This is a genomic window from Methylobacterium sp. P1-11 (assembly GCF_008329595.1).
Lineage (GTDB): Bacteria > Pseudomonadota > Alphaproteobacteria > Rhizobiales > Beijerinckiaceae > Methylobacterium.
Genome location: NZ_NPKS01000018.1, coordinates 83380 through 96028 on the forward strand (window position 1 = coordinate 83380; position 12649 = coordinate 96028).

The 12649-nt window shown below is 68.9% G+C and carries 10 protein-coding genes; 4 read left to right on the top strand and 6 right to left on the bottom strand.

Translation table 11 applies throughout. The features are described 5' to 3' along the window. Nucleotides 1–6 precede the first annotated feature (6 nt). Nucleotides 7–1011, top strand: coding sequence for a CorA family divalent cation transporter (locus CIW48_RS18940; RefSeq protein ID WP_246695320.1), 1005 nt, complete (start codon nucleotides 7–9; stop codon nucleotides 1009–1011). A gap of 30 nt (nucleotides 1012–1041) precedes the next feature. Here CIW48_RS18940 and CIW48_RS18945 read toward each other — a convergent pair whose 3' ends face one another. From CIW48_RS18945 to CIW48_RS18955, 3 genes are read right to left on the bottom strand one after another with little or no spacing between them, the layout of a single operon-like run. Further along, on the bottom strand, nucleotides 1042–3198 hold the full coding sequence (locus CIW48_RS18945) for an ATP-binding protein (protein ID WP_149312147.1): 2157 nt from the start codon (nucleotides 3196–3198) through the stop codon (nucleotides 1042–1044). Continuing rightward, nucleotides 3191–5956 (bottom strand): PAS domain S-box protein, encoded by a 2766-nt coding sequence (locus tag CIW48_RS18950; protein ID WP_173009310.1) that lies wholly within the window; start codon nucleotides 5954–5956, stop codon nucleotides 3191–3193. Before CIW48_RS18950 ends, CIW48_RS18945 begins: the two co-directional genes overlap by 8 nt. Nucleotides 5957–5960: 4 nt before the next feature. Beyond that, nucleotides 5961–6149 carry a type II toxin-antitoxin system ParD family antitoxin gene (locus tag CIW48_RS18955; protein WP_149312148.1) on the bottom strand — a complete coding sequence of 63 codons (189 nt, stop codon included), beginning with the start codon at nucleotides 6147–6149 and terminating at the stop codon, nucleotides 5961–5963. A 590-nt stretch (nucleotides 6150–6739) separates the two neighbouring features. Between CIW48_RS18955 and CIW48_RS18960 the strand changes: the two genes are divergently transcribed. Further along, nucleotides 6740–7801 (top strand): histidine kinase dimerization/phosphoacceptor domain -containing protein, encoded by a 1062-nt coding sequence (locus CIW48_RS18960; protein WP_173009311.1) that lies wholly within the window; start codon nucleotides 6740–6742, stop codon nucleotides 7799–7801. A 31-nt stretch (nucleotides 7802–7832) separates the two neighbouring features. Here the strand turns inward: CIW48_RS18960 and CIW48_RS18965 are convergent, their stop codons facing one another. Further along, on the bottom strand, nucleotides 7833–8066 hold the full coding sequence (locus tag CIW48_RS18965) for a hypothetical protein (protein ID WP_149312150.1): 234 nt from the start codon (nucleotides 8064–8066) through the stop codon (nucleotides 7833–7835). Between the two features lie 160 nt (nucleotides 8067–8226). On the opposite strand from CIW48_RS18965, the gene CIW48_RS18970 reads away from it, so the two are divergent. Then, complete coding sequence (locus tag CIW48_RS18970) at nucleotides 8227–9123, top strand: hypothetical protein (protein WP_149312151.1); 897 nt, start codon at nucleotides 8227–8229, stop codon at nucleotides 9121–9123. Between the two features lie 110 nt (nucleotides 9124–9233). Then, nucleotides 9234–9590, top strand: a complete 357-nt coding sequence (locus tag CIW48_RS33675) for a hypothetical protein (RefSeq protein WP_197739358.1) — start codon at nucleotides 9234–9236, stop codon at nucleotides 9588–9590. Between the two features lie 253 nt (nucleotides 9591–9843). Here CIW48_RS33675 and CIW48_RS18980 read toward each other — a convergent pair whose 3' ends face one another. Together CIW48_RS18980 and CIW48_RS18985 are read right to left on the bottom strand one after the other, a co-directional pair. Beyond that, nucleotides 9844–11118 carry an FAD-dependent oxidoreductase gene (locus tag CIW48_RS18980; RefSeq protein ID WP_149312182.1) on the bottom strand — a complete coding sequence of 425 codons (1275 nt, stop codon included), beginning with the start codon at nucleotides 11116–11118 and terminating at the stop codon, nucleotides 9844–9846. 768 nt (nucleotides 11119–11886) lie between these two features. After that, nucleotides 11887–12546 carry a DUF1345 domain-containing protein gene (locus CIW48_RS18985; RefSeq protein ID WP_091776619.1) on the bottom strand — a complete coding sequence of 220 codons (660 nt, stop codon included), beginning with the start codon at nucleotides 12544–12546 and terminating at the stop codon, nucleotides 11887–11889. Nucleotides 12547–12649: the final 103 nt, after the last annotated feature.

Sequence of the window (12649 nt, forward strand, 5' to 3'; positions counted from 1 at the left end):
CCCGCGATGACCATGTCGCAAGGCGCCTCGCCGCCCGGCCTGCTCTGGGCGATGTCCTTCAACGAGCGGGGCTGCGGCCACCGCCTCCAACCTGACGAGGCGCTCCCCGACCTGGGTGCCTTCGGTGCCGGCTTCCTCTGGCTTCACTTCGACCTGAAGGTGGCCGAGCTCGGGCCACTGATCGACGCCGGGCATGTCGGGCCGCAGCACCTTGCCGAGGCTGTCTTCCGTCCTGACGAGCACCAGCGCGTCACCGTCGCGGACGGCCACGTCGGCGGTGTGGTTGCCGACTTGGCCCGGCCCGGAGCCAGGCCGGACGCCTCGGGTCGCCTGCACTTCGTGATGGGGCCGCGCTCGCTGGTGAGCGGACGCTGGGGCCCGGCGGAGAGCCCGGATGCCACCCGCGCCACCGCCGAGCAGGGGCATCCGATTCTTTCGCCCGTGCTGCTCCTGGAGACGATGGTTGGCTACGTGGTCGCTTCCATGGCGGCGACGGGCCAGCGACTCTCGGACGAGGTCGACGGGATCGAGGACCGTGTGCTCGACGGGCGCGTGCGCGACGACCGCAGGCGCTTGGGCCCGATCCGGCGGAGCACCGTGCGCCTGCACAGGCAACTGCTCGGGCTTGCCGCAGTCTTCCACCGGCTGGAAGAGGACGCCGCCCCGGACCTGCACGGGCCGGCGGTCGCAGTGGCGGCGCGGCTGGCACAGCGGCTGGATGCCCTCGACCGGGACGTGACCGCGCTCGCCGAGCGCGCCCGGTTGCTGCAGGAGGAGGTGGCCGCCCGCGTAGCCGAGGAGAGCAACCGCCAACTCTACGTGCTGTCCGTCCTCTCGGCCCTGTTCTTGCCTCCTACCTTTCTCACTGGGCTGTTCGGCATGAACGTAAAGGGTCTGCCGTTTGCCGACGATCCGCACGGCTTCCTGTATGTCGGCGGCTTGTCCCTTGCCTCGGCGGTGGCGACCTACGGCATCATTCGGGCCCTCGGGATCAGGCCACCTCGCGGCTGACGGCGGCGCCCCTGTGCCGACTTTCGGGGCCTACGCCTCCGAGGGGGCTGCTCGAACCTTCGGCATGCGCGTGATGGCAGTCCGCAGGACCTTGCCGACCTGCTCGGCTGAGTAGGGCTTGCGCACGAGCTCGAACCCGTGGACTTCGTCCTGCGCCAGCACGTGGCTGTAGCCGGATGTGAGGATCACCGGCATCTCAGGGTGGAGCTCCCGCAGCGTCTTTGCGAGCTCAATTCCGCCCATGCCGGGCATCACCACGTCCGAGAAGACCGCGTCGAAGCGGAAGGGCACCGCCTCGATCTCGGCGAGCGCTGCCTCCGCGGTCTGGGTCAGGACGGTGCCGTAGCCGAGATCGTGCAGGATCTGCGTGCAGAAGCGACCGATCTCGACGTTGTCCTCCACCACCAGGATGCACTGGTCGGCATCCTCGACCGGCACGCCCTCCGGCTCCGCCGCGTCCCTCGCCGCGCCCTCGTCCGCGTCCGCCTGGGGCAGGTAGAGCGTGAAGCTGGTGCCGCGCCCGAGGACGCTCGCCACGTCGACGTCGCCGCCGGACTGCTTGGCGAAGCCGATGACCTGGCTGAGCCCCAACCCGGTGCCCTTGCCCACCTCCTTGGTGGTGAAGAACGGCTCGAAGATCCGCCCGAGCTGCTCCGGCGGGATGCCGGAACCCGTGTCCGTGACTGCCACCACCACGAAACCGTTCGCGGAGGCTGCGTGGCCGCGGATCGTCGGCTTCTGGCGGTTGCAAGTCAACGCGATGGTCAGCGTGCCCTCGCCCGCCATGGCGTCGCGCGCATTCACCGCGAGGTTCACCAGCGCGGTCTCAAATTGGCTGGCGTCGGCCCGCACGAAGCAGGGGGTTTCGGGCTTCTCCGTCACGATGCGGATGCGCGCGCCCGTGAGGGAATCGAGCATGGCGGCCACGGCCGCGAGGCGCTCGCCGGCGTCGAACACCTCCGGCGTGAGCGCCTGGCGCCGGGCGAAGGCGAGAAGCTGCGCGGTCAGCTTCGCCGCCCGCTCCACCGTGTCGGAGACCGCGTCCATGTAGCGGGTGCGGCGCTCTGCCGAGAGTTCGGGCCGGCGCAGGAAGTCGATGGACGAGCGGATGATGGTGAGCAGGTTGTTGAAATCGTGCGCCACGCCTCCCGTCAGTTGCCCGATGGCCTCCATCTTCTGGGCCTGAACCAGCGCGTCCTGCGCCTCGGCGAGTTCGCGGGTCCTCTCCTCGACCCGACGCTCAAAGGTCTCATTCATGCCCTGCAGGGCGTCGCGGAGATGCCGGTCGGCCACGGCGCGTCGCTCGATGTTCCGGGCCAGCCGGGCGGTCAGGGCGGCGAGCCAGAGCGCCAGGACGATGACGAGGAGGGCCGTCCCGGTCTCGGCCTCCAGCAGGCCTGCACGGACGGCATGGAGTTGCAGCAGGCCGAGCACCAGCGGCGCGACCACGGTCGCCGGCAGCAGGTGGCGGGTCATGGGCCCGGCCTCGCCCCCGCCGAGCGCGGTCGCCACCCACGGCCGGTTGGGGCGGCTGAGGAGCACCCCGAGCGACAGCGTGCCGAGCGTCAGCGCGGTGAGAAGCGCCATGCGGGAGAACGGGCCACCCTGGTGGAAGGCGCCGAGGCCGTATGCGTAGCCGAGGCCGCCAACCGCCGCGACGACGAAGGCGAGCATGGCCGCGGCGGTGCCAATGCGACGGAGGTGACGGCTCCGGGCATCCTGGAGGATGAGGCCCGAAGCCGCGCCGACGAGGCCGACGGCGGTTGCCAGGGCCATGCCGCTGCCGGGTGCCAGCGGCGCGAACACAAGCCGCTGGACGAAGTCGTCGAGGCGGAAGCTTCCTGACAGGGCGTATTGCAGTCCCCCGCCGAGCGCGGTGGCCGCGGCCGCGCCGGCAAGGCCCCGCCCGACGCGACGGCTAACCCGCGCGCCGTCGCGCCGGGCCGCGAACAGCAAGGCCGCCCCGAGCAGGAGGGTGCCGAGCGCGGTGAGGACGACCATCGGCGGCTGGCCGGGGATGAGGCGCCGCATCGCCGGCACGTCGAGCCACCAGCCGGCGAGAACGATCAGGGACACGCCCGCGCCGATGATGCCGCAGGCCCGCGCGATCCACCGGGCCCGCGCGGCGGCCCTCATCGACCGGGAGGGCGCCGCCTCGGGGAGGCTTGGCCGTTCGGCATCAGCCATGTGCGATCATCTCGCGGATGCGCACGCCCAGCGTCTCGACCACGAAGGGCTTGGTCAGCACGGCCATGCCGGGCTCCAGGTGGCCGTTGCCGACCACTGCGTTCTCGGCGTAGCCGGTGATGAACAACACCTTCAGGTCGGGCCGGCGCTCGCGGCCGGCATCCGCCATCTGCCGCCCGTTCATGCCACCGGGCAACCCCACGTCGGTGATCAGCAAGTCGATGCGCACGTCCGATTGCAGCACCTTCAGCCCCGAGGCGCTGTCGGCCGCTTCGATGGCCGTGTAGCCCAGATCCTCAAGCACCTCGGTCACCAGCATGCGCACGGTCGGCTCGTCGTCGACCACCAGGACCGTCTCGCCCTGCTCGGCACGCTGCACCTCCCCAAAACCCGCCAGCGGGTCGTCTTCGTCCAATGCACCGCGGTGGCGCGGCAGGTAGATGCGGACGGTCGTGCCCTCGCCGATTTCGGAATAGATGCGCACCTGCCCGCCCGATTGCTTGGCGAAGCCGTAGATCATGCTCAGCCCGAGGCCGGTGCCCTGCCCGATGGGCTTGGTCGTGAAGAACGGGTCGAACGCCTTGGCGATGACGTCCGGGGTCATACCGGTCCCTGTGTCGGTCACGCAGAGCGACAGGTACTGTCCCGGCGGGATGTCGTGCTTCCTGGCCGCGTAGGTGTCGAGCCACCTGTTGGCCGTCTCGACGGTGATACGGCCACGCTCCGGCATCGCGTCGCGTGCGTTGATGCAGAGGTTCAGCAGCGCGTTCTCAAGCTGGTGCGGGTCGACCAGTGCCGGCCACAGGCCGGAGGCGCCGACCACCTCGACCTCGATGGCAGGACCGACCGTGCGCCGGATCAGCTCCTCCATGCCATGGACGAGGGCGTTCACGTCGGTGGGCTTCGGGTCGAGGGTCTGGCGCCGCGAGAAGGCGAGCAGGCGGTGGGTGAGCGCTGCGGCGCGCTTCGAGGCACCCTGCGCCGCCGTCATGTAGCGGTCGAGGTCGGACAGGCGGCCCTGGCTCATCCGGGTCTGCATCAGCTCCAGCGAGCCGGAGATGCCGGCGAGCAGGTTGTTGAAGTCATGCGCCAAGCCGCCGGTCAACTGGCCGACCGCCTCCATCTTCTGCGCCTGCCGCAGCTGTTCTTCGAGGCGGGCGCGCTCCTCCGCAGCCTCCTTCTCGACGGTGACATCGCGACCGATGCCCGTCAGCCGCTCGCCGCCAGGCTCCGGCGCCAGCTTCCAGGCGATCCAGCGCCAGGTCCCGTCGGCGGCCTTCACCCGGTCCTCGAACCGGACTGGCCGGCCCGTCGTCCGCATGTCGAGCAGCGACTTCATCACGACGGGAAAGTCGTCGGGGTGGACGATCTCGGCATAAGGCCGGGTCAGCAGCGTCTCCTCGTCGTGGCCGAGCAGAACGGTCCATGACGGACTCACCCGAAGGAGCCGACCCTCGTAGTCGGCGTTGACGAGCAGGTCCTCGCTGAGATCCCAGAGGCGGTCTCGCTCGGCGGCCAGCCCCGCCTCGGCGTCGCGCTGGGCGGTGACGTCCTGGACGAACACGTAGAAGCCGTCGACCGCGCCCCTGGCGTCGCGGCGCGGCTCGTAGCGGATGTCGGCGATGCGGCGCCTTCCGTCCGGCCACGGCCAAGCTAGGTCCAGGCGAACCGGCGAACCGGAGAGCGCCCGCTCGATGTGGGGCAAGCGAGCCCGGAAGCCCGCCTCATCAACCAGGTCGGGGATGGTTCGACCGACCACTTCCTCAGGCGCGCGGTCGAACCAGTCGCGGTAGGCATGGTTCGCGAAGCGGTAGGTCAGGGAGCGATCCACGAAGGAGACCAGCAGGGGCAACGCATCGGCGACGAGGCGCATCTCGGCCTCGCTCGCGCGCAGGGCCGCCTCGGCAAGCCTGCGGTCGTGCACGTCCTCGACGACGCCGTACCAACGGATGACCGTGCCGGCCTCGTCACGGCGCGGGTAGGCGCGGGCACGCTGCCAGCGGTACTCGCCGGTGGCGGCGATGCGGATGCGGTAATCGACATCCACGGGCTCGCCCGACGCCAGGCGTTCCGCGAACACGGCCGCCGTCGGCCCCAGGTCTTCGGGGTGGAGCGCCTTGGTCCAGCCGGTGCCGTCCGGCTCACCCGGTGCCTGGCCTGTAAGCTCGAGCCAGCGGTGCGAGTGGGAGGTGATGTTGCCTTGCGGGTCACAGGTCCAAGGCACCTGCGGGTTGAGCTCGACCGTCTGGCGGAAGTGCTCTTCGCTCTCGCGGAGGGCCCGGTCGGCCAGGACCCGCGCGGTGGTCTCGTTGGTGAAGACGAAGAGGCCCGCGATTCGGCCCTCGCAGTCGAGCACGCGCGAGTAGGAGAACGAGAACCAGGTCTCGGCCGGACCGCGGTCGGTGTCGAGCTTCCAGGGCAGGTCGTTGAAGCGCGAGCTTCGGCCCGCGAAGGCGTCGTCGACGATGGGCTTGGCTTGGTCCCACGCGTCGGCCCAGACCACGTCGAAGCGCTCGCCCATAGCCCAGGGCCGCCGCGGCCCGAGCAGGGGCGCATAGGTGTCGTTGAAGAAGAATGTGAGGTCCGGGCCCCAGGCCAAGAGCATGGATTCCGGCGAGTTCAGCACCAGGCTGAGTGCTGTGCGAAGCTCTGCCGGCCAAGTATGGGGTGGCCCGAGCGGGTGGTTCAACCAATCGCGCTCGCGGATCATGCGGGCGGCCTCGCCGCCACCCGCTAAGAAAGCTAGGCTGTCGCTCACCGGTTCAGGCCTCGTGCGGCGCAGATATGGTTTCGCGGTGGGCCTTGAAAGCGAGTTCGCGCTCTTCGAGAAGCCGAAGGGCCGTGCGCATCACCTCGCTCATGTTGCCGTAACGGCCCGACGCGAGCAGCCGCTCGGCGACGGCGAACAGCTCCGGGCTGAGAGAGATGGTGACGGATTTGCGGACGGGCATGAGGGGCTGTGGCCTGTAGGATCAGGTCACACAACGCGGCGGCGTGCCGCAAGGCCCCGACCTTGGTAAGCACCGCGACGTCGGGCGCGGCGAGCGGCCGTCGGGTGAACCCCTTACCCCGCTTTGCCGTGGCGCCGCCGCCGCAGCGCCGGGTGTACCTGCCAGAGCCCGAGCATGAGCGAGGCGACAGTCGCAACGACCCCAGCGGTGCGCGCGCTCCGCCGAAGAGGCAATCGGGGCGATAAGGATGGCCTGGCGCTCGCCCACATCGTTCACGAACGGTGGCGGGCAGTGCCTGTCATCACCTTCGGGTTACGCGGAGATTCCGCGCATGCGCTGCCTCCAAGTGTCTGGAACCGGCCGAAGCCTCACGGTTACGACACGCTTCTTCGCCTGGTCCTGACCGAACTCTCGTACGCTGGGCCTACTCGTCCTACGGCGCGGTGATGTCGGCTTAGGAATCTGCCGGCCTGCGCCTCGATTACTGTGCTGGCCATGCGCTCAAGCTCTCAGTATTCTGGCTTGGCGGCTGCGCTTGCGCCGCCGGGGGCTATGGCGCGGAACCGATGTGGGGGCTCATCACTGAGCAGATGCTGCACCGGCGGTCGCGCTGGGTTGGCTATCTGGCCGCCCTTGTCATTGTCGGAGTGGCCTACGCCGCTGGCCGTTGGGCATGGCCGTCGATGCAGGTCTACCCGTTCTTCTTCTACTTCCCGGCCGTGTTCCTGTCGGCAGTCCTGTTCAACCATCGGGCCGGCTACGTCGCGGCGGTCGCCGCGGCCGTCCTGGTCACGCTGCGCCTCGAGCCTTGGGACAGCTTCTGGATCGCGCAACCGCGCGACCAGTTCGCCTGGTTGGCGTTTTTGATCTTCAGCCTCTTCCTGGCGGCCCTGGTCGAGGAGTTGCGCAGGTCACTCCACCGGACCCGGTGTGCCGAGCACGAGGCCCGTGCGGCCGAGCAACGGGCGTGCGCGGCGGAGGAGCAGAAGGACCTGTTCCTGCGTGAGGCTGTCCACCGCTTCAAGAACGACCTCACCATCGTCGCCTCCCTGCTTCGCACGCAGGAGCGTCGGATTGGCGATGGTGCGGCCAAGACCATGCTCGTCAACACGACCAACCGGGTTCAGGTCATGGCCCGCGTGCACGACCGGCTACGCATCGGGCCCGGCGCCGCCGCGGAGGTGAACACGCGGGAGTTCATCGAAGAGCTCTGCGCCGACCTGCAGGCCTCACTCGTGGACCTGCGCCCCGTCGCGGTGGAGGTCAGGGCCGAGCCCCACTCGCTCCCGCACGATCAAGCGGTGGCGGTCGGCCTGATCATCAACGAGGCGGTGACCAACGCGCTGAAGTACGCCTTCCCCGATGAGCGCTCTGGCACCGTGAGCGTGTCCTTTGTGCGCCGAGGGCCGGAGTTCCTGCTGCGTGTGAAGGACGATGGCATCGGCTTCGACCCGGAGCGGGCGCCCCGCGCCGGAGGCATTGGCCGCCGCCTGGTTCAATCGATGGCGCAGCAACTCGGCGGGCAGCTCACTGTCGAGCCCGATGAGGGCCGGCCCGGCACTGTCGTCTCGGTGACCTTCCCCCAAGCGTCCGACGCGCGGGCGGCCGAGCCGGAACCCGGCCGTAAGCGTTCCGCCGCCGTCGAGGGCTGATGGCACCGGCTTCGAAGCGGTTCCCCGGGCGCTACCTGTCGAGGATCTCGCGGAACGGGATCTCGAACAGGACCTGCCCTACTTCGTTCGTCACGACGAAGTTGTACCGCCTGGGATGGTCGCCGGCGCTTAGCAGCTCGGCCGCCACTGGCGGAATGGCGGCGCATGCCTCCAGGTAGGCCTCTTCGGCGCTCGCCGGTTCGAGCCCGTCTTCATCAGCCTCCAGGCGCCCTCGCGCGCATAAGTCGAAGTAGTAGACCGGCATCGGGACCCGCGGATGCGCACCCCTGACGAGCAACCCGCGCCGCGCCATTCGGTCCCCGGGACATCGAGGCAGGCGACGCGGGAACTGGTGGCTCTTGCCGGAACTTGCACTTCATCCGCCCGGAAAGGCGGTTCGGCCGAGAGGGCACAGAGGTCGATCGGTGGCCGGCGAGACGGTGCAGTTCAGCGCGACGCAGCAGGAGGCCGGCGACGGTGTGCCTGGGGCAAGGGCGGCCTTCCCGTATGACCGGATGACCGTGGAGCGGTTCCGTGCGGCGTTCCCCCGCGCGCGGTGGCGCGACGACCTGGGCGCCTGGTTCGTGCCGGGTGCCACCGCGGAGCGGCGCCTGAACGCCTGGTCGAGCCGCGAGTGGCCGGGCGTGCTCGCCCATGCCGACGAGCGCGGCCGCGATGCCTTCGCCTTCGAGCCGCTCGCGAGCCCCTACTTGGAGGCCGCCCAAGACTTAGTGGTGCGGACGCCGTACTCCCGCGCCGTCGTAGCCGAGCTGCGGATGGTGCCCTGGGCGCGATGGGACCCGGCATCGAAGGCGTGGCGCGTGCCGTTCCGGTCCTTGGAAGAGCTGCGCAGGCGCTGGCCCGCCATCGAGGACGCTGCGCGCCAAGCCGAGCCCGAGGAGCGGCGGAAGCGCGAGGCGAGCCGCAGGGCCTCCCCCGAGCACGCGGACAGACTGGCCGAGGCCGCCGAACGTCGCCGCAACCGCTACCCCGTGCCAGAGGACGCGCTGCCGCCGCTTGGGCGCGTGCTGCAGACCTATGTGGGCTGCCTGGTGTTCGAGGCGGTCACCGGCGAGGTCGTCGAGCCCTCGGTTGCCGCCCGCTTCTATCCGGGGGTTGCGGCAGGAGCCGGCGCGCTGGTCTGGGCGGCGCGGCGCAGGCCGACGCACGACGAGTTGGTCCAGGCCTGGCCCGCGCGGGAGGAAGCGGGTCCTGACGAGACCGCACGCGGCTGGTGGCAGCCGACCATCGAGGCTTTGCGCGAGGAGCGTCGCAGGGCAGCCTCCTTGGAGCGCGCACGTTCCACGCGTCTGAGGGCGTAACGCGGGACGATCCTGACGAAATTCCGCGGTGCCCTGGGTTAAATCTCCCCCGCTGACCAACGCCCTGACGGGAGGGCCGACCGTGGCCGGCGCCCTGGCCGAAGCATTCCGTGTTAAGCCTTCTCGCCGAAGGCTCATACGGGCGTCTCATTGCGTCGCGGGATTGGTCCAGCACCCAGCTCGGCTTGGTCGATATCTGGCCCCAGAGTCTCAGGACGGCGACCTCGATCCCGCTCCGCTCGCCGGTGCCCATGCTGATGCTGCAGGGCGCGGACGGCGTGATGCCCTACAACGACGCCAACTCGGTTTTCGCGGGCGGCGTCGACCCAGAATGGATCACCTTCCAGCAGCAGGTCGTGCACCTCCTCCGCGAACGTGCGCATGGCCGCTGTCGCGGCCCCGCCAGCTTCTACGCATGGGAGTTCGAGAAGGACGGGCGCGAGGTGCGGGTTTGGGTCGACGGTTGATCGGTGTTCAACACCGTGGCGCCGCTGCTGCAGGCTGCACTGGATGGTTTCAGGAACGCCTACCTCTCCGACGACGGGCTGCGGGCGCACCTGGAGGCCAGGACGCTTGTCCGGGTCCCGGACGACTGGTGCGAGCCGATCCCCGCCTATATCACCTCTACGACCCGAACCGCCGCGATCCGGAACCGGCGCGGGCCGCACCGGTCGAGGCGCTGCGCTACCGCGGCTGAGGTGGCTGCCAGGCCGCGCGCCCTCACGCGGCGGCGAGCGGGTCTCGTCCTCCGAGGCGGTGCCTGTCCCGAAGCGACGCCAGGACCTCGTCGGCAGCCCTCTGTCCGCTGTCGTGGGCCCCGTGGGCGGTTGTGAAGTCCAAGGGATGCGTGGCCTCGCCGGCGAAGAAGAGCCGGTCCTCGAAGGGCCGGGCCAGCCGTGCCCGCGCCTGTGATCGGCCCGGCAGTGCGCAGCTATACGCGCCGCCGATGGACGCCATCAGGCTCCACGACGTCGCGGCGAGCGGACGGATGGCCGAGGCCACCGTTGTCCCGAACAGCGCGACCAACTGAGCGGACACGTACGCGAACCCGGCAGCTGGGCCCTCCTCCTTCAGGATGCGAGCTCCGTCGCTTCCGAGGAACGCCTCGATGATCGGCCAGCCGTTGGGCCTGATCGAGTAGGAGGCAGACCTCGGGTCGCGCAAATTCCCGTAGGCATGCGCGTCCGGCTCGAACGCGGCATCGCGCCCGATCTCCAGGAAGACCTTCTCGTTGTACCCGAGCGGCAGGGCGGCGGCTGCCTCGCGCCAGGGTTCGGTCCCGGAAGGCAGGCGGATGGCGTCGCCGCCCAGGACCGCGGTCGAGACTGTGAGGATTGCCGCCCCGGCGCGGACGGTGCCAGCGCGCGTCGAGACGGCGACGCCGTCCGCCGTCAGGTCAATCCGCTCGACGGGAGTGGCCAAACGCAGCGTCACTGTGGACGGCAGGCTTGCTGCGACCAGGGTGCCGTAGCCGAGAGGCACGTTCCAGTTCCGACCGGTCGAGGCCGTGTCGTAGGCCAGGTAATCGCTGGCGGAGATCTCCTCGGGTGCGACCCCGCTCATGAAGCCGGCGATGGCCCGCACGTAGGCGTTCCAAACGCCGCCGGGTTCAAGCGCATCGCTGGCGCGGTCGCTGCCACGAGCGACGTGAGGAAGCCGCTCGTTCCAGTCTTGGAACGCCCTCTGCGCCGCCTCCCGCTCGTCCTCGTCTTGGACGATGCCGGGGTGCGCCTTGGTCCAAGGAGGGTCGCTGCGGTCGACCGTGAAACCTGACGCCTCGGCGATGCCGACCCAGGCGTTCCGGTCGCCCGAGTGCAGCCATTCGCAGCCGAGGTCGAGCGGGTACCCGCCAAAATCTTGCGTGAACGCGCGCCCACCGAGGCGCGACGACGCCTCAAGCAGCAGCACCGCCTTCCCGTGCGCTGCAAGCTGCCGCGCCGCGCCGATGCCGGCGGCGCCTCCCCCTACGATGATGACGTCGAACTCACTGGCCATGTGGCTGTAGGTGAGGCCGGCCATTGGGTAGGACAAGCGTCGAGGATTAGGGGGCGGCCTTGTTCGAGGCGGTCATGTGGCCGGCCGGACCTTCCGCAGATTGGTGACGCTGAGCTTCAGCCGGTCCTTCGTGCGTCGCGGCGCTCGTCCTGAGCCTCGAAGTAGTGATTGTGGAAGACGCGCAAGTCCATCTTCTACGTGGGAGTGGCGCGGGTGAGCGGCTCCGTGCGGAGGTCTGCGCCGCGCATGGTCCAGGGCCGGAGTTCGGGTACGATTTCGGAGATCTCGCGCATGGCGCGGTCCAAGAATTCCTCGACCCGAAAGCGATCGAGTTGGTTTTCGACCCTGTTCAGCTGGGCCGGGACGCGACCGCAATCGGCCTCCACCTACTTCGCGCGGACCAGGAAGGCGGCGCTCTCGGCTTGGAGCTTGTCGGCCAGCGAGAGCAGGTGCTCGCAGTTCTTGAGTTTCTCGGTGCGCAGGGCCTCCCTGGCGGCGCCCGCGCGAGATGGGGCTATCGATGGCGATCGGGGACGCGATGTCCGCTTCTGAGACCTTGTCCTGCACCCATCGAATGACCGGGACGGGCGCATTACCGTCAGGCTGGTTCCGAAGCCTCTCGACGCTGTAGCCGAGACGCCGGACGCTCAGATCGCAGTGCCTTGTGCCAGCACAAGCGCATCCTCGACGTCGATGCCGGGACAACGAGCTGCCCTCTCAAACTTGGTGTGGCCAAGCAGAATTCGTGCGCTGTATCCGTCGTCTATTTCAATGCTGAGCAAGGCCAGCGGCCATGTTCACCGCTAACGCCAGGAGGCTCGTGTTGAAGAAGTAGGCGTATAGCGTCTGCAGGGTTGCGATCCTACGCATTTGCTTTGCAGTAATGTCAGTGTCGGATGTCTGCGATGTCGCTCCAATTGTTACGGAAAAGTAGAAGAAATCCCAAAAATCTGGATGGTCATCGCCGTTGAAATCCAAGCCGCCGCGCGGCTTGCCGCCCTCTTCGCCATAGTAGACGTGCGCGTAGTGAGTGGTGAAGACCACCTGCACGAAGGCCCATGCGCAGAGCAGCGTCAGGGCCGAGAGCACAATATGAGGGATTCGATATACATCCTGCTCATCCTGGCCGAACAGCAACATTGCCACAGCTCCGCAGCTCGCAGCAGCGGCAAGAACTGCAAACAGGGAGATCGTGAACGCGCTATCATCGAGGCGGGATGCTTCGCGGCGGAGCGCTTCACTCGATCCGCGCGTCAGCTGAAAGACGACCAGCGCCACATAGCTGACTACGCCGACACACCAGCCGATTAGGAGCCTTGTCCAAACCGATGGGACCGGTAGGATCAGGCTTAATGCCAAGCAAAGCGCAGCCGAGCCGAGAAGTCGCGGCCGGAGCCAAAATGCTTGAGCGGTTCTGGGAAGATGCATTTCTCGGACTCAACGCTGAGGAGCGCGCGCCGCCTGCCAGGGGCGACCGATTCGGAGTTTAGAGCGTTTGCTCCCCACGACGGCGCCAACTGTGGTGCAACGG

Coding starts and splice junctions, on each gene's coding strand:
- CIW48_RS18955 (WP_149312148.1), bottom strand. CDS start 6,149: ATGCCCGTCCGCAAATCCGTCACCATCTCTCTCAGCCCGGAGCTGTTC.
- CIW48_RS18960 (WP_173009311.1), top strand. CDS start 6,740: ATGCTGCACCGGCGGTCGCGCTGGGTTGGCTATCTGGCCGCCCTTGTC.
- CIW48_RS18980 (WP_149312182.1), bottom strand. CDS start 11,118: ATGGCCAGTGAGTTCGACGTCATCATCGTAGGGGGAGGCGCCGCCGGC.
- CIW48_RS18965 (WP_149312150.1), bottom strand. CDS start 8,066: ATGCCGGTCTACTACTTCGACTTATGCGCGCGAGGGCGCCTGGAGGCT.
- CIW48_RS18945 (WP_149312147.1), bottom strand. CDS start 3,198: ATGGCTGATGCCGAACGGCCAAGCCTCCCCGAGGCGGCGCCCTCCCGG.
- CIW48_RS18940 (WP_246695320.1), top strand. CDS start 7: ATGACCATGTCGCAAGGCGCCTCGCCGCCCGGCCTGCTCTGGGCGATG.
- CIW48_RS18985 (WP_091776619.1), bottom strand. CDS start 12,546: ATGCATCTTCCCAGAACCGCTCAAGCATTTTGGCTCCGGCCGCGACTT.